This is a genomic window from Streptomyces gilvus, from assembly GCF_022513565.1.
In the GTDB taxonomy this organism is placed as follows: domain Bacteria; phylum Actinomycetota; class Actinomycetes; order Streptomycetales; family Streptomycetaceae; genus Streptomyces; species Streptomyces gilvus.
The window spans coordinates 118,047-138,591 of sequence record NZ_JAKWBE010000005.1 but is presented as its reverse complement, the minus strand read 5'-3'; the positions used below and the strand labels follow the sequence as shown (position 1 = coordinate 138,591).

20 protein-coding genes are annotated in these 20,545 nt (G+C 73.2%); 16 read left to right on the top strand and 4 right to left on the bottom strand.

The window, feature by feature from the left end:
- Positions 1-5 precede the first annotated feature (5 nt).
- From MKW14_RS10710 to MKW14_RS10650, 13 genes are all read left to right on the top strand, one after another.
- A complete protein-coding gene (locus MKW14_RS10710; RefSeq protein WP_240861536.1) occupies positions 6-1,475 on the top strand; it encodes a SulP family inorganic anion transporter in 1,470 nt (489 codons plus the stop codon).
- Between the two features lie 157 nt (positions 1,476-1,632).
- The gene (locus tag MKW14_RS10705; protein WP_240861534.1) at positions 1,633-2,433 is read left to right on the top strand and encodes a slipin family protein; all 801 of its coding nucleotides are present in this window, start codon (positions 1,633-1,635) and stop codon (positions 2,431-2,433) included.
- A 45-nt stretch (positions 2,434-2,478) separates the two neighbouring features.
- Complete coding sequence (locus tag MKW14_RS10700) at positions 2,479-3,033, top strand: YbhB/YbcL family Raf kinase inhibitor-like protein (protein WP_240861532.1); 555 nt, start codon at positions 2,479-2,481, stop codon at positions 3,031-3,033.
- A gap of 17 nt (positions 3,034-3,050) precedes the next feature.
- Positions 3,051-3,908, top strand: a complete 858-nt coding sequence (locus tag MKW14_RS10695) for a PPK2 family polyphosphate kinase (RefSeq protein ID WP_240861530.1) — start codon at positions 3,051-3,053, stop codon at positions 3,906-3,908.
- A gap of 28 nt (positions 3,909-3,936) precedes the next feature.
- On the top strand, positions 3,937-5,457 hold the full coding sequence (locus MKW14_RS10690; protein ID WP_240861528.1) for an FAD-dependent oxidoreductase: 1,521 nt from the start codon (positions 3,937-3,939) through the stop codon (positions 5,455-5,457).
- Between the two features lie 83 nt (positions 5,458-5,540).
- The gene (locus MKW14_RS10685; RefSeq protein WP_240861527.1) at positions 5,541-6,383 is read left to right on the top strand and encodes a polysaccharide deacetylase family protein; all 843 of its coding nucleotides are present in this window, start codon (positions 5,541-5,543) and stop codon (positions 6,381-6,383) included.
- A 30-nt stretch (positions 6,384-6,413) separates the two neighbouring features.
- A complete protein-coding gene (locus MKW14_RS10680) occupies positions 6,414-6,593 on the top strand; it encodes a hypothetical protein (RefSeq protein ID WP_240861526.1) in 180 nt (59 codons plus the stop codon).
- Positions 6,594-6,649: 56 nt separating this feature from the next.
- The gene (locus MKW14_RS10675) at positions 6,650-7,366 is read left to right on the top strand and encodes an aminoacyl-tRNA hydrolase (RefSeq protein ID WP_240861525.1); all 717 of its coding nucleotides are present in this window, start codon (positions 6,650-6,652) and stop codon (positions 7,364-7,366) included.
- A 211-nt stretch (positions 7,367-7,577) separates the two neighbouring features.
- Positions 7,578-8,363, top strand: coding sequence for a DUF4142 domain-containing protein (locus MKW14_RS10670; protein WP_240861524.1), 786 nt, complete (start codon positions 7,578-7,580; stop codon positions 8,361-8,363).
- 123 nt (positions 8,364-8,486) lie between these two features.
- Positions 8,487-9,881, top strand: a complete 1,395-nt coding sequence (locus MKW14_RS10665) for an MbnB/TglH/ChrH family RiPP precursor modification enzyme (protein WP_240861523.1) — start codon at positions 8,487-8,489, stop codon at positions 9,879-9,881.
- Positions 9,882-9,994: 113 nt separating this feature from the next.
- Entirely contained in the window at positions 9,995-10,768 is a 774-nt protein-coding gene (locus MKW14_RS10660) for a DUF4142 domain-containing protein (protein WP_240861522.1), read from the top strand.
- A 100-nt stretch (positions 10,769-10,868) separates the two neighbouring features.
- Positions 10,869-11,630, top strand: coding sequence for a TIGR04222 domain-containing membrane protein (locus MKW14_RS10655; protein ID WP_240861520.1), 762 nt, complete (start codon positions 10,869-10,871; stop codon positions 11,628-11,630).
- Positions 11,631-11,791: 161 nt separating this feature from the next.
- Positions 11,792-13,411: an alpha/beta hydrolase gene (locus tag MKW14_RS10650; protein WP_240861517.1), complete on the top strand. Its 1,620-nt coding sequence runs from the start codon at positions 11,792-11,794 to the stop codon at positions 13,409-13,411.
- On the opposite strand, the gene hemQ is transcribed toward MKW14_RS10650, so the two are convergent.
- Positions 13,412-14,143 (bottom strand): hydrogen peroxide-dependent heme synthase, encoded by a 732-nt coding sequence (gene hemQ, locus MKW14_RS10645; protein WP_240861513.1) that lies wholly within the window; start codon positions 14,141-14,143, stop codon positions 13,412-13,414.
- Positions 14,144-14,147: 4 nt separating this feature from the next.
- Positions 14,148-15,602 carry a protoporphyrinogen oxidase gene (gene hemG / locus MKW14_RS10640; protein ID WP_240861512.1) on the bottom strand — a complete coding sequence of 485 codons (1,455 nt, stop codon included), beginning with the start codon at positions 15,600-15,602 and terminating at the stop codon, positions 14,148-14,150.
- A 160-nt stretch (positions 15,603-15,762) separates the two neighbouring features.
- On the opposite strand from hemG, the gene MKW14_RS10635 reads away from it, so the two are divergent.
- Both MKW14_RS10635 and MKW14_RS10630 read left to right on the top strand, forming a co-directional pair.
- Positions 15,763-16,752, top strand: coding sequence for a DUF4349 domain-containing protein (locus MKW14_RS10635; protein WP_240861510.1), 990 nt, complete (start codon positions 15,763-15,765; stop codon positions 16,750-16,752).
- A 27-nt stretch (positions 16,753-16,779) separates the two neighbouring features.
- Entirely contained in the window at positions 16,780-18,168 is a 1,389-nt protein-coding gene (locus MKW14_RS10630) for an FAD-dependent oxidoreductase (RefSeq protein ID WP_240861509.1), read from the top strand.
- Between the two features lie 9 nt (positions 18,169-18,177).
- Here MKW14_RS10630 and MKW14_RS10625 read toward each other — a convergent pair whose 3' ends face one another.
- The gene (locus MKW14_RS10625) at positions 18,178-18,501 is read right to left on the bottom strand and encodes a hypothetical protein (protein ID WP_240861505.1); all 324 of its coding nucleotides are present in this window, start codon (positions 18,499-18,501) and stop codon (positions 18,178-18,180) included.
- Between the two features lie 125 nt (positions 18,502-18,626).
- On the opposite strand from MKW14_RS10625, the gene MKW14_RS10620 reads away from it, so the two are divergent.
- Positions 18,627-19,451 (top strand): rhomboid family intramembrane serine protease, encoded by an 825-nt coding sequence (locus MKW14_RS10620; RefSeq protein WP_240861501.1) that lies wholly within the window; start codon positions 18,627-18,629, stop codon positions 19,449-19,451.
- A 13-nt stretch (positions 19,452-19,464) separates the two neighbouring features.
- Here MKW14_RS10620 and hemE read toward each other — a convergent pair whose 3' ends face one another.
- Positions 19,465-20,523, bottom strand: coding sequence for a uroporphyrinogen decarboxylase (hemE, locus tag MKW14_RS10615; RefSeq protein ID WP_240861498.1), 1,059 nt, complete (start codon positions 20,521-20,523; stop codon positions 19,465-19,467).
- Positions 20,524-20,545 lie beyond the last annotated feature (22 nt).

Below are 20,545 nucleotides of genomic sequence, written 5' to 3'. Positions count from 1 at the left end.
CGGCGATGACGACCCTGACTTCGAAGTTCCCCCATCTGCGGCAGGACTTCCTCGCCTCCATAGTCGTCTTCCTGGTCGCCGTGCCGCTGTGCGTCGGCGTGGCGGTCGCCTCCGGGGTCCCGGCGGAACTGGGCCTGGTCACCGGCATCGTGGGCGGTCTGGTCACCGGCTTCCTGCCCGGCAGCAGCCTGCAGGTCTCGGGGCCGGCCGCCGGTATGACGGTGCTGGTCTTCGAGGCCGTCAGCGAGTTCGGTGTGGGCACGCTCGGCGTGATCGTGCTGGTGGCCGGTCTGCTGCAGCTCGCCATGGGCTTCTTCAGGATAGGCCGCTGGTTCCGGGCGATATCCGTCTCCGTCGTCGAGGGCATGCTCTGCGGCATCGGCCTGGTGATCATCGCCGGGCAGATCTACGCGGCGGCGGGCCTGAAGGCGCCGGCGACCGGCCTCGGCAAGATCGCGGGCCTGCCCGGGGCCTTCGCCGACGCGGTCGGCAGCACCGCGGCGCTGGCCTCGCTCGCGATCGGCGCGGGCACCATCGCCGTCATCGTGCTGTGGAAGAGGATGCCGAAGGCGCTGCGGTCGGTGCCGGGCGCCCTCGCCGCGGTGGTCCTGGCCACGGTCGCCACCCTCGCGTTCGGCTTGCCGGTCGCCACCGTCACGGTGGAGGGCCTGTTCGGCGTCATCCAGGTGCCGGGCGGCGACGCCTTCGGCGAGCTGGCCACCCCGGCCATCTGGGGCACCATCGTGGCGTTCGCGCTGATCGCCTCGGCGGAGAGCCTGTTCAGCGCGGCGGCCGTGGACCGGCTGCACGACGGTCCGCGCACCGAGTACGACAAGGAGATGGTCGCCCAGGGCGTGGGCAACACGGTGTGCGGTCTGCTCGGCGCGCTGCCGATGACCGCGGTGATCGTGCGCAGCTCCGCCAACGTCAACGCGGGCGCGCGGACCAAGGCCTCGCGGGTGCTGCACGGCGCCTGGCTGCTGCTGTTCGCGGCGGCGCTGCCCTCCGCCCTGGCGCTGGTCCCGATCCCCGCCCTGGCCGGCATCCTCGTCCACGCGGGCTGGAAGCTGATCCCGTTCCGGCAGATCTCGGCGCTGTGGCGCAGCCACCGGGGCGAGGCGCTGATCCTCGTGGTCACGGCCGTGGCCATCGTCGCGGTCAACATGTTCGAGGGCGTGCTCATCGGTCTGGCCCTGTCCGTGGTCAAGACCGCCTGGGAGACCTCGCACCTCAGGACCGAGATCGTGGACAAGGGCGCCGGTCCCGTCCAGGTCCACCTGACCGGCAACGCGACCTTCCTCAAGCTGCCGAAGATCCTCGACAGCCTGGAGGCGCTGCCCCAGGACCGCCCGGTGGAGCTGGACCTCTCCGGTCTGCACCACCTGGACCACGCCTGCCGTACGGCGCTGGAGAACTGGGCCGAGCGGCACAGCGCGGTCGGCTCCGAACCGGTGCGGGTGACGACGGCCGCGTAGGCACCCCGGGCGGCCGTCCGCACACCGGGCAGCCGTCCCGCACCCCGGGCGGCCGTCCGCACCCGGTGGCCGGTCCCGGACCCTCGTGGCCCGGGACCGGCCACCGGGCATATCGTTGCAGAAGCAGACAGAAAGACCTCTCCCAGAGGAGGTCGTGATGGTCCCTGAGCTGGTGACAGCCGTGGTCGCGGGCGGAGCGGGCGCGCTCGTCTACGCCGCCGCGGCGGCGCGCGTCGTCAAGCAGTACGAGCGCGGGGTGCTCTTCCGGCTCGGGCGGCTCGGCGGTGAGGTGCGCAGTCCCGGGTTCACGATGATCGTCCCGTTCGTGGACCGGCTCGCGAAGGTCAACATGCAGATCGTCACGCTGCCGATCCCGGCCCAGGAGGGCATCACGCGGGACAACGTGACGGTGCGGGTGGACGCCGTCGTCTACTTCAAGGTGGTCGACGCGGCGGCCGCGCTGGTCAACGTCGAGGACTACAAGTTCGCCGTCTCCCAGATGGCGCAGACCTCCCTGCGTTCGATCATCGGCAAGAGCGACCTCGACGACCTGCTCTCCAACCGCGAGAAGCTCAACCAGGGCCTGGAGCTGATGATCGACAGTCCGGCCGTCGGGTGGGGCGTGCAGATCGACCGTGTGGAGATCAAGGACGTCTCGCTGCCGGAGTCGATGAAGCGCTCCATGGCCCGCCAGGCCGAGGCCGACCGTGAGCGCCGCGCCCGCATCATCAACGCCGACGCCGAACTGCAGGCCTCCAAGAAGCTGGCCGAGGCCGCCCAGCAGATGGAGGACACCCCGGCCGCGCTCCAACTGCGGCTGCTGCAGACGATCGTCGCGGTCGCCGCCGAGAAGAACTCGACCCTGGTGCTCCCCTTCCCGGTGGAGCTGCTCCGCTTCCTGGAGAGGGCCCAGGAACACCCGCAGGACCACCCGCAGGACCATCGCCTGGAGAAGTGAGCACGCCGCTGGCGGGCCGCGGAGAGCGGGGCTAGCGTTCCGTGCATGCGGCGCACGGTGGTGATCGTCGGTGTGGCGATGGCGGTGGGGCTGATCCAGGGCTGCGGGGACGGCGGAGGAGGTTCCTCCGCGCCCTCCCCCGGCGCGGCACGGCGCCTCACCGTCACCAGCTCCGCCTTCGCCGAGGGCGGCACGATCCCGCGGCGCCACACCTGTGACGGCGAGGACGTCTCACCGCCGCTCGCCTTCTCCGGCCTGCCCCCGGCCACCGTCACCCTGGCCCTCCTGGTCCAGGACCCCGACGCCCCGCACGGCCCCTTCACCCACTGGCTGCTGTGGAACGCGCCCCAGGACCGGACCGGCTGGCCCGCCGGCCAGGTCCCGCGCGGAACGGTCCAGGGCCGCAACGGCTTCAAGCGCACCGGTTACGGCGGCCCCTGCCCGCCCAGGGGAAACCGGCCGCACCACTACGTCTTCACGGTCTACGCCGTCGACCGCACCCTCCATCTGCCCTCCGACGCCTCGCCCGACGACCTGGGGCGCGCACTCGCCGGCCACACACTGGCCTCGGGCACCCTGACCGGCCGTTACGGCCGCTGACCGGAAGGGACACTGCCGTGGCCAAGGACGGAAAGCACCAGGATCTGCGCACGCTGCTGCGCGTGCCCGGCGGTGAGCATCTCGACCTGGCCGAGTACGACACCCGGCACGGGCCGGCGGGCCCGAAGGACAAGGCCGCGGGGCGCGCGGAGACCGCCCGCACCGGCAAGCGGCTCGCCGAGCTGCAGGAGCGGCTCTGGGCGGCCGGCACCGCGGGCGACCGGCGCCGGGTGCTGCTGGTGCTGCAGGGCATGGACACCAGCGGCAAGGGCGGCACGATCAAGCACGTCGTCGGGCTGTTCAACCCGGCCGGCTGCCGGACGATGGGCTTCAAGGCGCCCACCGCCGAGGAACGCGAGCACGACTTCCTCTGGCGCATCGAGAAGGAACTCCCCCGCCCCGGCGAGATCGGCGCCTTCGACCGCTCGCACTACGAGGACGTCCTCGTCCCCCGCGTCCGCGCCCTGGCCCCGCGCGACGAGATCGAGCGCCGCTACGACGAGATCAACCGCTTCGAGCAGCGCCTGGCCGACGACCGGGTCACCCTCGTCAAGTGCTTCCTGCACCTCTCCTTCGAGGAGCAGCGCCGCCGGCTCCTCAGGCGCCTGGACCGCCCCGACAAGCGCTGGAAGTTCAGCCCCGGCGACATCGACGACCGCGCCCTGTGGCCCGCCTACCAGGAGGCGTACGAGATCGCCCTGCACCGCTGCTCCGCCCCGCACGCCCCCTGGTACGTGATCCCGGCCGACCGCAAGTGGTACCGCGACTGGGCCGTGGCCCAACTGCTCCTGGAGCATCTCGAGGCACTGGACCCGCGGTATCCCGAGCCCGGGTTCGACCCGGCCGAGTGCCGCGAACGGCTCCTGGACCACTGATGCCTCCCGGGCTGGGTACCCGGCCGCCATGAACGAGGACCAGCACGTCAACGGCTCGTACTGGCTCGAGACCGCCCCGGGCCCCGACCATCCGCCGCTCACCGAGGACCGCACGGTCGACGTGGCGGTGATCGGCGCCGGGATCGCCGGGCTGAGCACGGCGTGGGAGCTGGCGCGGGCCGGCCGGTCGGTCGCGCTGCTGGAGGCCCACCGGGTCGCGGCCGGCGTCACCGGCCACACCACCGCCAAGCTCACCGCGCTGCACACGCTGATCTACGACAAGCTGCGCCGCACCCGCGGCCCCGAGGGCGCCCGGCTGTACGCCCGCTCGCAGAGCGAGGCCGTCGAGCACGCCGCCGAGGTCGCCGATGAACTCGGCGTGGACTGCGAGTGGGAGCGGCGCGACGCCTACACCTACGTCTGCGACGCGGGCCGGGTGGAGGAGCTGCGGGCCGAGGCGGCCGCCGCGGGCGAGGCGGGGCTGCCGGCCTCGTTCACGACCGACACCGGGCTGCCGTTCCCGGTGGCGGGCGCGGTGAAGGTGACCGGGCAGGCGCAGTTCCATCCGCGCAAGTACCTGCTGGCGCTCGCCGAGGACCTGGTCCGCCGGGGCGGGCACATCCACGAGCACACCACGGTCACCGGCCTCGACGAGGGCCAGCCGTGCCGGGTGGCGACCGCGTCCGGCGCGACGGTGACCGCCCGCGACGTCGTGGTCGCCACGCACTACCCGATCTTCGACCGGGCCCTGCTCTTCACCCGGCTCTCCCCGCGCCGCGAACTCGTCGTCGCCGGGCCGCTCCCCGTCGAACGGGACCCGCAGGGCATGTACATCACGCCGGACGAGGGGACCCGGTCGGTGCGGACGGCGCCGTACGGCGAGGACGGGCGGCGATTCCTGGTCGTCACCGGCGAGCACTTCACGCCCGGCACCGGGGACACCCGGACCCGCTTCGAGCGGCTGACGGCCTGGGCGCGCGACCACTTCCCGGACGCCGACCTCACCCACCGCTGGGCCACCCAGGACAACGACCCCACGGACACGGTGCCCATGGTCGGCCTGCTGCACCCGGGCGCCCGGCACGCCTACGTGGCCACCGGCTTCGGCGGCTGGGGCCTGAGCGGCGGCATCATGGCGGGCCGGCTGCTGTGCGCGCAGATCCTCGACGAGCCGTGCGCGTGGAGCGAGCTGTACGACCCGCGGCGGCTGCGCACCGCGGTGCGCGAGGCGCCGACGTTCCTCAAGACGCAGGCCGAGGTGGCCCGGCACTTCGTCGGCGACCGGCTGCGTCCGGTGCCGCCGCTGGAGTCGCTGCCGCCCGGCGAGGGCGCCGTGGTCCGCGCCGGACACGACCGGGTCGCGGTGTACCGGGACGACGACGGCAGCCTGCACGCGGTCTCCCCGCGCTGCACCCACCTCGGCTGCCTGGTCTCCTTCAACTCCGCCGAACGCGCCTGGGAGTGCCCCTGCCACGGCTCCCGCTTCGACAAGGACGGCAAGGTCGTCCAGGGCCCGGCGACGCGACCGCTGGAGCGCCGGGACATCTGACCGGGTGACCTGACCGAGTGACGCCGACCCCCAACACCACCCCCTGACCGCACAAATAAGACAATCAGCTCTACGTTCGTACGGTGATCACTCCCGTACGACGTGCCGCTGCCCTCTGCGCCCTCGGCACCGCGCTGACCGCCTGCGGCACCGTCCAGGCCCCGCACGCCGCCCACCCGGCCCCGTCCGCCACCTCCGCCGCGCCCTCCCGGCCGCCGACCCTGGCCCCCGGCCCGGGCGGCCTGACGCCGGTCTTCACTAACGGCCCCCGCACCGACGGCAAGATCGTCGCGCTCACCTTCGACGCCGACATGACCGCCGACGAGGGCAAGCGGGCCGCGGCGGGCGAGCGGTTCGACAATCCGCAGCTCATCGCGGCGCTCCGGGCGCTGAAGGTGCCGGCGACCGTCTTCATGACCGGGCGGTGGGCCGACGAGTACCCGGTGCAGGCGCGGTCCATCGACCGCGACCCGCTCTTCGAGATCGCCAACCACTCCTACAGCCACTACGCCTTCACCGGCGACTGCTACGGCCTGCCGACCGTCACCGCGGACCGGATGCGGACGGACGTGGAGCGCGCGTACACGGCGTTCCGCCGGGCCGGGGTGACGGACGCGATGCCGTACTTCCGCTTCCCCGGCGGCTGTTACGACCAGCGGGCCCTCAAGGCGCTGGCCCCCGTCGGCGTCACCGCCGTGCAGTGGGACGTGGTGAGCGGCGACGCGTTCGCGACGGACGCGGACGCGGTGGCCCGGCAGGTCCTGGACGGCGTGCGCCCCGGTTCGGTGGTGGTCATGCACTGCACCCGCAGCGCGGCCCCGGTGACCGAGCGCGCGGTCCGCACGATCGTGCCGGAACTGCGAGCGCGCGGGTACCGGTTCGTGAAGGTCTCGGAGCTGGTCGGGGACGCGAAGGGACGCCGCTGAGCGAGTCGGCGAGCGGCTTACGCTGGATTCATGAGCGACGAGTACTGCACGATCGCCGACGCCACGAAGCCGCCGACGGCGGAGGGTCCGCCGTACGCGGAGTGCGTGCTGTGCCGGGAGCCGACGGAGTACCCGGAGTCGTACAAGGGCATCACGATGTGCCCCGTGTGCGAGTGGCAGGAGGCCCAGCGCGGGGCCTGCTCGGGGTGAGCGGCGGGAGGTGAGGGGGTCCGCGGGCCGGATGGGCCCCCTTAAAGTTGCCTGGTGTGAGCCCTGATTCGACAGCAACCGGTGACAGTCCCTTCCGTTCCGAGCGCACCGCCCGCGACGAGGCCCCGCAGTTCGTGCTGCCGCTCGTCGTGCGGATCGAGAAGGCGGCGCCGCCCGCCCGTACCGACGCCCTGGAGACCGCCGCCCGGGCCGTGCTCGTCATGCTCAGCGACGAGCGGTCCCTGGGGGACGGCGAGTGGGCCCAGGTGATGCGGGAGTGGCAGGACGCGCGGATCCGGAAGGTCGTACGGCGGGCCCGCGGGGCCGAGTGGCGGCGGGCCGAGGGGCTGGACGGGATCACCGTCACCGGGAAGTCGGCCGAGGTGCGGGTCTTCCCGCCGGTGCCGCTCGACGGGTGGCCGAAGGAGCTGGCCCGGCTGCAGGTGTCTGGCACCGATCTCGACGATCCCGAGGCGCCGGTGCCGGCCGACACCGCGCAGCCCGTGCTGTGGCTGAACCCGGAGCTGGACATGTCCGCCGGCAAGGCGATGGCCCAGGTGGGCCACGGCGCCCAACTCGCCTGGTGGGAGCTGTCGGACGAGGAGCGCGCGGCGTGGCGGGAGGCCGGGTTCCCGCTGGCCGTGCGGACCGCCGAGCGCGGGCGCTGGGCCGAACTGACCGGCGGGGGGCTGCCGTTGGTGCGGGACGCCGGGTTCACCGAGATCGCGCCCGGCTCGTGCACCGTCGTCGCCGATCATCCGGCGTTGCGATGACCGTCGGCGGAGACGCCGCGGCCGCCGGGGCGGACGCCGGAGGTGTGGACGAAACGGGACTGAGCGCCCGTATCGCTTTACCAGCCATTTAGCTATTTGGCCGTCGCTTGAACAACCACGCCCGCTCCCGCGTACCTCCTGTCACCGGCGCTCGGTCAACTTCCCCGCGCCGCAGACCAGTTGGTTTCACCTGGGAGGGACTTTGCAGCGCATGCGGATCAATGGCACGACCTTCCTCGTCGCGGCCCTCGTCGCCACCGTCGGAGCGATCGCGTTCCCCGTGTGGTCGTACGCCGACCGGTCGGGCACCGGTCAGGCGAACGTGGCGGCGGGGACCGTGAACACCCAGTGGGGCCCGCTCACCGCCGCCGACCGCGATCTGATCGTGCGGGTGCGGCTGGCCGGTCTGTGGGAGCTGCCGGCCGGGCAGCAGGCCCTGGAGCGCGCGCCGAGCCAGGCCATCAAGGAGGCCGGCGACCATCTCATCGTCGGCCACACCGACCTCGACAAACGGGTCCGGATCGTCGCGGCCCAGCTGGGCGTCGCCCTGCCCAACCAGCCGAACGAGCAGCAGCAGGGCTGGCTGCAGGAGATGTCGGCGGCGAGCGGAGCGGAGTACGAGTACAAGTTCGTGAACCTGCTGCGGGCCGCGCACGGCAAGATCTTCCCGGTGATCGGCACGGTCCGGAACACCACCCGCAACACCCTCGTACGGCAGCTGGCCTCGGACACCAACCAGACCGTGCTGGACCACATCACGATCCTGGAGAAGACCGGCAAGGTCGACTTCGACGCCATCGCCAACGACGCGGTGTCCGGGACGACCGCCAGCCCGACGGGACCCGCGGCCCCCGTGCCCGGCCAGATCGCGCCCTCGGCGCCCGCGGCCGAGCCCAGCGCGAACCTGCCGACGACGTCCAGCGTCTCGCCGGGCGCGCCCGGCACGGTCAACACCGGACGGCCGGATCCGGTGGACACGGCGGGCGTCCTCGGGTGAGACGGGCGGGACGCGAGGAACCTCAAATGTTGCTCTGAAGGTGCGGGAGGCGCGGTTCGGGGCCGGGCGCCGGGGCCATACCCCCGTCACGTTCTTCGGGGAGACGGCAGGGAGGGGACGACCATGGAGCGACTGGGGACGGGCATCGGCTGGCGGCCGGAGATCGCCGACGCCGTGGAGCGGATGCCGGGCATCGACTGGGTCGAGGTCGTGGCCGAGAACGTGTGCCCGGGGCACCTTCCCGACGCGCTCCTGCGGCTGCGGGAGCGTGGCGTGACGGTGGTCCCGCACGGTGTCTCCCTGGGCCTGGGCGGGGCCGACCGCCCCGACGCGGGCCGGCTGGCCGCGCTCGCCGAGCGGGCGGAGGCGCTGGGGTCGCCGTTGGTCACGGAGCACATCGCCTTCGTCCGGGCGGGCGGGCCGCTGACGGCGTCCCCGCTGCTGGAGGCCGGTCATCTGCTGCCCGTCCCGCGCACCCGGGACGCCCTCGACGTGCTGTGCGAGAACGTCCGTATCGCGCAGGACGCGCTGCCCGTGCCGCTCGCCGTGGAGAACATCGCCGCGCTGATCTGCTGGCCGGGCGAGGAGATGACGGAGGGGCAGTTCCTGTACGACCTCGTCGACCGGACCGGGGTGCGGCTGCTCGTGGACGTGGCCAACCTGCACACCAACCACGTCAACCGCGGCGAGGACCCGGCCAAGGCCCTCGCCGAGCTTCCCGTCGAGGCCATCGCGTACGTCCATGTCGCGGGCGGCTTCGAACGCGACGGGGTCTGGCACGACAGCCACGCCCACCCGGTGCCGGACGCCGTCCTGGACGTCCTGACCGACCTCGCGTCCCGGGTGCGGCCGCCGGGCGTGCTGCTGGAGCGGGACGAGAACTTCCCCGAGCCCGGAGTGCTGGAGGGGGAGCTGGCCGCGATCCGGGCGGCCGTGGAGAAAGGAGGGGCGGCGGGCGGCGAGCCGGCGCGGGCGGTGCGAAGGGAGGTGGCGGCGACCGTGGCGGGCACCGGGACAGTGACAGCGGCAACCACCGAGGAACCCCCGACCGCCACCCCCTCCCCCGCCGCCACCACCCCGGCTCAGCCTCCCGTCGCCCTCAGCGACGGCGTCCGGCTGCGGCTCGCGCTCGGTCAGGCCGCTCTGTTGTCCGCGCTCGTCGCCGGGACGCCCGTGCCCGAGGGGTTCGACCGGGGGCGGCTCGGGGTGCAGGCGCGGGCGCTGGCCGGGAAGCGGGCCGATGTGGTGGGGAAGGTCGCGCCCGAGCTGCCGGGGATGCTCGGCGAGGCGTACCGGATCGCATTCCTCGCGTACGCGCAGGGGCACCCCATGACCGGCGGCTACCGCCGGGACGCGTTGGACTTCGCCGAGCATCTGCTGCTGTCGGGGCGGCTCGCGGAGGGACGGGTGCGGCGGGAGCTGCGCGCCTGGTGGCTGGAGCGGTCGGGGCCGGTGCCACCCCGGTCCGGGCGGGGGCGGGTGGCCCGGGTGGCGCGGCGGGTGCTGTCGCACCGCTGAGCGGCGGAGTGTGGGATACGCCTCCTTACGGCATCGGTGCGTGCACCACGCAGTAACATGCCAGTCCCGCACTCACAACCGACCAGCGTGCGGTGCCGCAGGCAGGAGGCACCATGCGACCGAGACCACCCATCAAGGGCCGGGGCATCGTCAGTGGAACCGGCGTCATCGTCACCGGTCTGCTCGCGACCCTGCTCGCACTGATCTTCCCGATCTGGTCCTACGCCGACCGGTCGGGAACCGGCGTGAGCGTGCTGAACGCCCAGACCGTCGCCACGAACTACGGCCCCCTGTCGGGCCAGGACCGCGACTTCCTCACCAAGGTCCGCCAGGCCGGGCTGTGGGAGCTGCCCGCCGGCCAGGAGGCCGAGCAGAAGGGCACCACCCAGGCCGTACGGACGGCGGGGCAGCACCTCGTCCAGGGCCACACCTTCCTCGACCAGCGGGTCAGGGACGTCGCCGCCAAGCTCGGCATCGAGCTGCCCAACGAGCCCACCGCCCAGCAGCGGCAGTGGCTCACCACCCTGAACCAGGCGCAGGGCGTGCAGTACGACCACGACTTCGTGAACATCGCGCGGCTGGCGCACGGCAAGGTCTTCTCGCTGGTCGCCCAGGTCCGCGCGACCACCCGCAACTCGCTGGTGCGCGCCCTCGCGGACGACGCGAACACGACCGTGCTGGACCACATCAAGGTCCTGGAGGCGACGGGAGACGTCGACTGGGACGCCCTGGCGCGGAACATGGCCGCCGCGAGCACTCCCCCGTTGGTCAACTCCCCCGCCCCGCCCGGTCCGACGACCGACCCGAGTCCGGCCGTCCCGGTCGCCCCCTCGCCGTCCGCGACCTACTCGCTGCCGCCGGCCGCCTCCAGCCCGCCTCCGCAGTAGTCCGGTTCAGGACAAGCGGAACGTCACAGGCAGACAACGCTCCGTCCGGATTGTGAACAAGGCATGGCGCCCGAGAGGGCCTTTGGCATAGAAACGCGGCATGTTCTGGGTCCTCCTCCTACTGCTGGCCTGGGCCGTCGCCGGCACGGCGTGTACGCGGCTGTGCCTGGCCGCCGTACGCGCGGCGGCCGTGGACACGGACCCCGTCCAGCGTGATCTGACGCTCTACGAGGCCGCGTTCCTCTCCGGCGGTCCGCGCCGGGTCGCCGATCTGACCATGGTCTCCATGGCCCGGCAGCGCCGGCTGCTGCTCGCCCACACCGGTTGGGCGACGGTGGTCGACCCGCGCGGGCGGGACGAGATCGAGCAGTCGGTCATCGGGGCCATCGGGCCCGAGGGACAGAACCGCATCGCCCCGGTCCGCGCCGCGGCCGCCGCCGCGGACGCGGTGGGCAACCTGGGCGACCGGCTCGTCCGCGCGGGACTGGCCGTGCCGGCGGGCGCCCGGACGACCGTCGCCGCCGCGGTGCGCCAGGTGCGGCTCGCCGTGCCGGCGGTCCTGGCCCTGGGCGCGACCGCGTTGCTGGCCCCGGCCGAGCCGGCCATGCCGCGCGGCCTGGTCGCCCTGTGGTTCGCGCTGCCGCTCGCCCTGAGCCTGAGCTGCCTGGCCATCGCCCGCGTCGAGGCGCACCCCTACTCCCGCTGGGCCTCCCCGGCCGGTCAGCGCCTGCTGGGCACCCTGGCCCGCCGCCCCTCGGACGGCGACGACCGTACGTACCTCACCTGTGTCGCCGTCCGCGGAGTCCACGCGGTCGGCGAACCGGACCTGCGCGCCGCCTTCGCACATCGCGACCGGGTCTAGGACATGGTCTAGGACAGGTCCAGGACGGTCTTTCGGGTGTGAGCCGTGTGCCGGGGGCGCACGGGGGGCATTGGGGCGACATCGCCGTGACGGTGCTTGCCTTCGGCGGGGGCCGAACGAGACTTCCCTTTTGTCGCCGCCGTGCACCGAAGGGATACGCGATGAGAGCAGCCGCCCTCTACTCGGCCGCCGGATCCTTGCTCCTGACCACCCTCGCCACGGCCCCGGCCGGCGGCGCCCCCGCCGCCCCGGGCACGGCCGAGCTGCGCGGCACGGCGGTGGCCGCCGCGCGGGCCCGGGCCGCCGGTGTCGACTTCGGCGCCTGCTCGAACGCGCAGGACATGCCGGGCAGCCTGGAGTGCGGCACGGTCTCCGTCCCGCTGGACTACGCGGACCCGGGCGGGCGGCAGATCAGGCTGACCGTCAGCCGGGTGCGGGCCACCCACCGCGACCCAGGCGACAGCAGGCGCCGGGTGCCCGGGCAGGGGGCCCTGGTCTACAACCCCGGCGGGCCCGGCGGCGACGGACTGTACTTCCCGCTCGTCGGCCTGCTGCCGCAGTGGAAGCGCATCGCCGGCGCCTACGACCTCGTCGGCTACTCCCCGCGCGGTGTCGGCCGTTCGGCGCCCCTGTCCTGCGAGGACCCCAGGCGCTTCTTCAAGGGGCCCTCCCCGGCCCTGACGCACCCCTCGCCGTCGTACAAGCGGGAACGCGTCGCGCGGGCCAAGGCGTACGCGCGCGGGTGCGCGCAGCGGGCCGGAAAGGCGCTCGGCCACTACACCTCGCTCGACAACGCCCGTGACCTGGACGTGCTGCGGGCGGCGCTGGGCGAGGAGCGGCTGACGTTCATGGGGGCGTCGTACGGCACCTATCTGGGCGCGCTGTACGCCACGCTGTTCCCCTCCCATGTGCGCCGGATGGTGTTCGACGCGGCGGTGAACCCCGATCCGGAGCAGGTCTGGTACCGCAACAACCTCGACCAGTCGGCCGCGTTCGAGGAGCGCTGGGCGGACTTCCGGGAGTGGATCGCCGAGCACGACGACGTCTACGGACTCGGCGGCACGGCCGAGGCGGTGCAGCTCAGCTACGACCGGGCGAGCGCGCGGCTGGCGGCCGAACCGGCGGGCGGCACGGTGGGGCCGGGGCAGCTGCAGGGCGCGTTCCTCATGGCGGGCTACTACGACGACTTCTGGCCGCAGCGGGCCGAGGCGCTGTCGCGGTACCTGAAGGGAGACCCGAAGCCGCTGATCGAGCAGGCGTCGCCGGTGGTGGAGGCGGCGGCCGAGGTGGAGAACAGCAGCGCGGTCTACACGGCCGTGGAGTGCAACGACGCGTCCTGGCCGACGGACTTCCGGGTCTGGGACCGGGACAACACCCGCCTCGCGCGGGTGGCGCCGTTCGAGACGTGGGACAACGTGTGGACGAACCTGCCCTGCGCGTACTGGCCCGCGCCGCGGCAGCGGCCGGTCGATGTGCGCACGGGTCCCGGTGAGGTGCCGGCGACGCTGATCCTGGCCGCGGAGCGGGACGCGGCGGCGCCGTACCAGGGGGCGCTGGAGCTGCGGCGGCGGCTGTCGGGGGCGGTGCTGGTGACGGAGCGGGACGCGGGGACGCACGGCATCGCGGGCGGACCCAACCGGTGCGTCAACGCGTACCTGGACGCGTATCTGCTGCGGGGGCGGCTGCCGCTGCGGCACGCGTCCTGCGCCCCGCACGCCGCCCCCGAGCCGACGAGGCCGGACAGCCGCTCCGCGACGGCCCGGCCCGCGGCGGGGCGCTGATCAGGCGAGGCCGGCGACCAGCTCGGCGACGTCCTTGCGGCGGCCCGTGTAGAACGGGACCTCCTCGCGGACGTGCCGGCGGGCCTCGGAGCCGCGCAGGTGGCGCATGAGGTCGACGATGCGGTGCAGCTCGTCGGCCTCGAAGGCGAGGATCCACTCGTAGTCGCCGAGGGAGAACGACGCGACCGTGTTGGCGCGGACGTCGGGGTAGCCGCGGGCCATCTTGCCGTGGTCGGCGAGCATGCGGCGGCGGTCCTCGTCCGGCAGCAGGTACCAGTCGTAGGAGCGCACGAAGGGGTAGACGCTGACGTAGTCGCGGGGGGTCTCGTCGGCGAGGAACGCGGGGATGTGCGAGCGGTTGAACTCGGCGGGGCGGTGCAGCGCCATGTTCGACCAGACCGGCTCCAGGGCGCGGCCCAGCTTCGTGCGGCGGAAGAGGTTGTACGCCTCCTGCAGCTGGTCGCTGGTCTCCGCGTGCCACCAGATCATGAGGTCGGCGTCGGCGCGCAGCCCCGAGAGGTCGTAGGTGCCGCGGATCTTCACGTCCTTGGCGGCGAGCTGGTCGAACAGCTCCTGGACCTCGTCGGCGTAGCCCGTGCGGTCCTCGGGCAGCACGTCCTTCAGCTTGAAGACGGACCACAGGGTGTAGCGGATGACCTCGTTGAGGTCCTTGGCCAGCTTGCCCTTGTTCGGGATCCTGGCGGCCTCGGTGATGGGGGCGTCGTCACTCATGCGGCTATTCTCCCGCTCCGCCGTGCAGGCTCTGCACCGGGTCGGCGGTGAGCTGCTGCACACCGGTGAGGTCGCCCTCCAGCTGGTCGACCGCCGCGTACGCGCTCGCGATGCAGGCCGGGATGCCGACGCCGTCGTACTGCGCGCCGCAGACGGCGAGGCCGGGGAGCTTGGCGACGTGCTCGCGGATGCGGGTCACGCGCGCGTGGTGGCCGACGGGGTACTGGGGCAGGCCGTCGGTCCAGCGGGTGACGCGGGTTTCGAGCGGGGTGGCGTCCAGGCCCGTCGCGGCCTTCAGGTCCTGGCGGGAGACGTCCACCAGGCCGGCGTCGTCGCGCTGGAGGATCTCCGTCTCGCCGTAGCGGCCGACGGAGGTGCGCAGGACCAGGACGTCCGGGTCCTCGTCGGCGATCCAGCCCCACTTCTGGGAGGCGAAGGTCGACGCCTTGATGGTGCGGCCGTCGACCGGCGGCACGAGGAAGCCGCTGCTGCCTTCCGGCAGGGCGGTGTCGGAGCGGCGGTAGGCCAGGGTGACCAGGGCCATGGAGGCGTACTCGACGGCGGCCAGCTCGGCGGCGGCCTCCGGGGCCTCGGCGCGCAGCAGGCCGGCCGCGGCCGGGGCGGGCACGGCGACGATCACGGCGTCGGCGCGCAGGACGCGGTCGCCCGCGACCACCCGCCAGCCGCCGGACGCGTCACGGCGCAGCTCGGTCACCGGGGCGCCGGTGACGATCTCGCCGCCCCCCGCGCGCACCGACTCGGCGACGGCGAGCGGGAGGGTGCCGATGCCGCCCTCGATGCCCATGAACACGGGGCCGGCCTGCTGACCGGCCGCCATCCTCGCCTGGATCTCGCGGACGCCCTCGGTGAGCGAGGTGTGCGTCCGCGCGACCTGGAAGAGCTGCGGGACGGCCGAGCGCATCGAGATGCGGTACGCGTCGCCCGCGTAGACACCGCCCAGCAGCGGCTCCACGAGACGGTCGACGACCTCGCGGCCGAGCCGCGCCGCCACGAACTCCCCGACGGCCACGTCGTCGCCGACCTCCGTGCGCGGCAGGTCGGCGTCGCGCCCGATGCGGGCCAGGCCCTCCTCGGAGAGGACGCCCGCGAGGGCGTCCGCGGTGCCCGGCACGCCCATCACATGACCCTTGGGCATGGGGCGCAGGGCGCCGCGGGTCCACAGCGAGGCCGACGCGGTGGCCGGCGGCTGGAGGCGGTCCGTGAGCCCCACCTCGCGGGCCAGACCGACCGCCTCCGGTCTGCGGGCCAGCATCGACTCGGCGCCGAGGTCGACGCGCACCCCGGCGATCTCCCCGGGCAGCAGCTTGCCGCCGACGCGGTCCGACGCCTCCAGCACCGTCACACCGGCGCCCCGCAGCAGCAGCCGGTGGGCCGCGGCGAGTCCGGCGATCCCGGCTCCGACGACGACCACCCGGGTACCGGCATGTGATCCGTTCATGGCTCCACTGTCTCAGACGCAACTGACAGTCGTGCCAGGGCCCATGTGGCCCCGCCGAGTCCCGACCGTGACCGCATCGGGACCACCGGAGCCCAACGTCCCGCGCCCTTCCGGCGTCGAAGGAGCGTCAGTCGTCACGACCCTCGGGGGGTACGCCCACATGCGCGCACGACGTTCCGTACGATCCGTCCGGGCCCTGGCCGGACTCCTGCTGGCCGCGGCACTCGCCCTGACCGGATGCGGTTCCGCGGCCGACTCCGGCGGCTCCGCCTCCGACAAGAGGGCGGCCGCTCCGGACGACGCGAAGGCGGCCGCTCCGGGCGGCGCGAAGGAGGCGGGCGGGGCGGGGGCGACGAGCGGTACGAAGCCCCGGGCGCCGAAGCTCACCGCGAGCAGCATCATCCGCACCGCCTCCCTGACCGTGCAGGTCAAGGACGTACCGAAGGCCCTGGACGAGGCGCGGACCACCACCGAGAGCGCGGGCGGCTACGTCGGCGACGAGACCACCGGCCGGGACCCGGAGGGCCGCGAGCACACGCGTGTGGTGCTGCGGGTGCCCGTGGACCGCTACGACCAGGTGCTCGCCGACCTCCAGGGCACGGGCAGGCTGATCGACCGCACGGCGAAGGCCGAGGACGTCACCGACCAGGTCGTCGACGTCGACAGCCGGGTGAAGTCGCAGCGGGTCAGCGTCGCGCGGGTCCGCGAGCTGATGGACCGGGCCACCAAGCTGAGCGATGTCGTCGCCCTGGAGGGCGAGTTGAGCAGCCGGGAGGCCGATCTGGAGGCGCTGCTCGCCCAGCAGGCGTCGCTGAAGGACCGCACGAGCATGGCCACCATCACGCTGTCCCTGTCCGAGACGCCGGTGAAGGCGGCCGCGAAGGACGACGGCCCCGGCTTCCTGGACGCGCTGACGGGCGGCTGGCACGCCTTCGTGACGATGCTGCGGTGGCTGGCGGTGGCCTTCGGCGCGGTGCTGCCCTTCGCCGCGGTGGCCGTGCTGCTCGTCCTGGCCTGGCTGCGGCTGGTGCGGCCCCGGCTGCCGCGCCGCCCGGCCACCGCACCGGCGACGAGCGCGCTCGGCCCGCTGCCGACGGCCCGTCCGGCCCCGGAGGGCACGAGCCCGCGCGAGGAGGGCCGGCAGGACTGAAATGCCCTGCCCCCGTAGCGTGTTCGCATGAGCATGAGCGCTGCGCGGGAACGACTGGTGGTGATCGGCGGCGACGCCGCGGGGATGTCCGCGGCGTCGCAGGCACGCCGGCTGAGGGGCCTGGACGAGCTGGAGATCGTGGCGTTCGAACGCGGCCACTTCACCTCCTACTCGGCGTGCGGCATCCCGTACTGGGTGGGCGGCGACGTCGCCGAGCGGGACCAGCTGATCGCCCGCACTCCGGAGGAGCACCGCGCGCGGGACATCGACCTGCGCGTGCGGACGGAGGTCACGGAGATCGACGTGGCGGGCGGCCGGGTACGCGCGCGTGACGTCGATTCCGGCGCCGAGTCCTGGACGTCGTACGACAAGCTCGTGATCGCGACCGGCGCCCGCCCGATCCGCCCGGACATGCCGGGCGCCGACGCCCCGGGCGTCCACGGGGTGCAGACCCTGGACGACGGCCAGGCCCTGCTGGACTCACTGGCACGCACGCGTGGCCGGCGAGCGGTGGTGATCGGCGCGGGCTACATCGGCGTGGAGATGGCCGAGGCCCTCATCAACCGCGACTACGAGGTCACGGTCGTCAACCGCGGCAGCGAGCCCATGTCGACGCTCGACCCGGACATGGGCCGCCTGGTACACGAGGCCATGGAGGGCCTCGGCGTCACGATGGTGAACGACGCCGCCGTCACCAAGATCCTCACCGACGGTGACGGCCGGGTGCGGGCGGTCGCCACCGAGGACGCCGAGTACCCGGCGGACGTGGTGGTCCTGGGCATCGGCGTCCGCCCGGAGACGGCCCTCGCCGAGGCGGCCGGCCTCCCCCTCGGCGCCCACCACGGCCTGCTCACCGATCTGGCGATGCGGGTGCGCGGGCACGAGAACATCTGGGCCGGCGGCGACTGCGTCGAGGTCCTCGACCTGGTCTCCGGCCAGGAACGCCACATCGCCCTCGGCACCCACGCCAACAAGCACGGACAGGTCATCGGCACCAACGCCGGCGGCGGCTACGCGACGTTCCCCGGCGTGGTCGGCACCGCGGTCAGCAAGGTCTGCGACCTGGAGATCGCCCGCACGGGCCTGCGCGAGAAGGACGCGCGCAGGGTGGGCCTGCGGTTCGAGGCAGTCACCATCGAGTCCACGAGCCGCGCCGGCTACTACCCCGGCGCCTCCCCCATGACGGTCAAGATGCTCGCCGAACACAGAACCGGCCGCCTGCTGGGCGTACAGATCGTGGGCAGGGAGGGCGCGGCGAAGCGGGTCGACATCGCCGCCGTCGCCCTCACAGCCGGAATGACGGTGGAACAGATGACGTCCCTGGACCTGGGCTACGCACCCCCGTTCAGCCCGGTCTGGGACCCGGTACTGGTGGCTGCCCGCAAGGCATCAAAGGCAGTACAGCAACACCGGTAAGGGGCGAGCCTACGCGGACCCGTTGATCCGCTCGATGGCCTGCCGCGCCTGCTCCGCCGGAGGCCGCGGCGGCAGTGACGACACCGACGCCGTCGTCGTCATCGCGACCGGCTGCTCTTCGGCGGGCTTCGCGTGCGCCGCCGCCGGCCGTGTGGAGCGCAGCCGGTGGCTCACCGCCTCGTCCAGGGTGACCGGCCGCTGCATCTGGGACGCGAGCCGCCCGGCCTCCTGGCCGAGCCTCGCCACGTCTTCCCACGGCAGCCTCACCACCAGGGATATCTCGGCCTCACCGTCGGGAAGAGCATGCATCGAGGGAGTCGCTCGGTCGTTCATCGCCTGTTCCTCACGTCGTCCCCGCGGCACGCCTTCCCCGCGCCGCGGGCGGTTGACGAGTCATACGCACACGCGCGCGCCCACGTTCACCGATTCGCCCCGCTCATCGGGGGCACTAATCCCTTGTGGTCATCCCCGTTCATGACGTGAACCCGGTCCGCCGCACCCCCTGGGTGACGTACGCGCTCATCGCCGCGAACGTCTTCGTGTTCCTGTCCACGCCCGGCATCGCCGATTCCGTGGCGGGCGGCAGCGACCTGTCGCAGACGTGCCATCTCCAGGCCTTCCTGGACCACTACGCCGCGGTGCCACGGGAGTTGATCCACCATCAGATGCCGCGGCTGGTGCCGACCGGCGACATCGGCGTGGGCGCGCACGGCGCGGGCTGTGTGGTGGGCCCGCCGGCCTACGACAAGTCCCCCGCGCTGTCGGTCCTCACGGCGATGTTCCTGCACGGCAGCTGGCTGCACCTGCTGGGCAACATGCTGTTCCTGCTGATCTTCGGCAACAACGTCGAGGACCGCATGGGCCACATCCGCTTCGCCCTCTTCTACGTCGTCTGCGGCTACGCGGCCGGCTACGGCTTCGCCCTGCTCAACGCCGACTCCGGCGACCCCCTGATCGGCGCCTCGGGTGCCATCGCGGGCGTGCTCGGCGCCTATCTGGTGCTGTATCCGAAGGCCAGGGTGTGGGTCCTCGTGCCGTTCCTGATCTTCCTGCCGCTCCGGCTGCCGGCCTGGCTGGTGCTGGGCTTCTGGTTCGTGCTGCAGGCCTTCTACTCGGCCGGCGAGGGCGTCTCCGCCGCGGGCACGGTGGCGTACGCGGCGCATGTCGTGGGGTTCATCGCCGGCATGCTGCTCGCCTGGCCGCTCAAGCCGGGCACTCCTCCGCCGCCGGAACCGCGCGGCCTGCTGTTCGGCAGGAAGGCGCAGCCCCGGCACACCTGGTGAGCGACGGAGGCGGTCAGCGCGCGGTCTGCGTGTGCACGTACTCCGCGAGCCGGGTCAGCGCGTCGGGGTCGATGGACGGCGTGACGCCGTGGCCCAGGTTGAAGACGTGGCCCTCCAGGCCGGCGGCCGCGTCGAGGACCTCGCGGGTCTTCTCCTCGACCGTCTCCGTGGGCGCGAAGAGGACGGTCGGGTCGAGGTTGCCCTGCAGGGCCTTGCCGGGGCCGATGCGGCGGGCGGCCTCGTCCAGGGGGACGCGCCAGTCGACGCCGACGACGTCCGCGCCCGCCTCGCCCATCAGACTCAGCAGCTCGCCGCTGCCCACGCCGAAGTGGATGCGCGGGACGCCGTACCCGGCGACGGCCTCGAAGACCTTCGCGGAGGCGGGCATCACCGACCGCTTGTAGTCGGCGGGGGCGAGCGCGCCGACCCAGGAGTCGAAGACCTGGACGGCCGAGGCGCCGGCCTCGATCTGCACCTTCAGGAAGGCGGCCGTGATGTCGGCGAGACGGTCGAGCAGGTCGGCCCAGAGGTCGGGGTCGCCGTACATCATCGCCTTGGCGTTCTCGTACGTGCGCGAGGGACCGCCCTCGACGAGGTAGCTCGCGAGGGTGAAAGGCGCGCCGGCGAAACCGATCAGCGGGGTGGCGCCGAGCTCGCGGGTGAGCAGGCCGATGGCCTCGGTGACGTAGGAGACGTCGTCGGGGGTCAGGTCGCGGAGCTGGGCGAGGTCCGCGCGGGTGCGGATCGGGTGGGCGACGACCGGGCCGACGCCGGGCTTGATGTCGAGGTCGACGCCGATGGCCTTGAGCGGGACGACGATGTCGCTGTAGTAGATCGCCGCGTCCACGTTGTGGCGGCGGACCGGCTGCAGGGTGATCTCGGTGACCAGCTCGGGGCGCATGCAGGACTCGAGCATGGGGACGCCCTCGCGCACCTTGCGGTACTCCGGGAGCGAGCGCCCCGCCTGGCGCATGAACCACACCGGGGTGTGGGGTACGGGTTCTCGGCGGCAGGCCTTGAGAAAGGCGGAGTCGTGCGTGGGGGACGGCTGCTGGGTCTCGTTGGCGCTCACGGGCCAAGTCTGACATGACGCC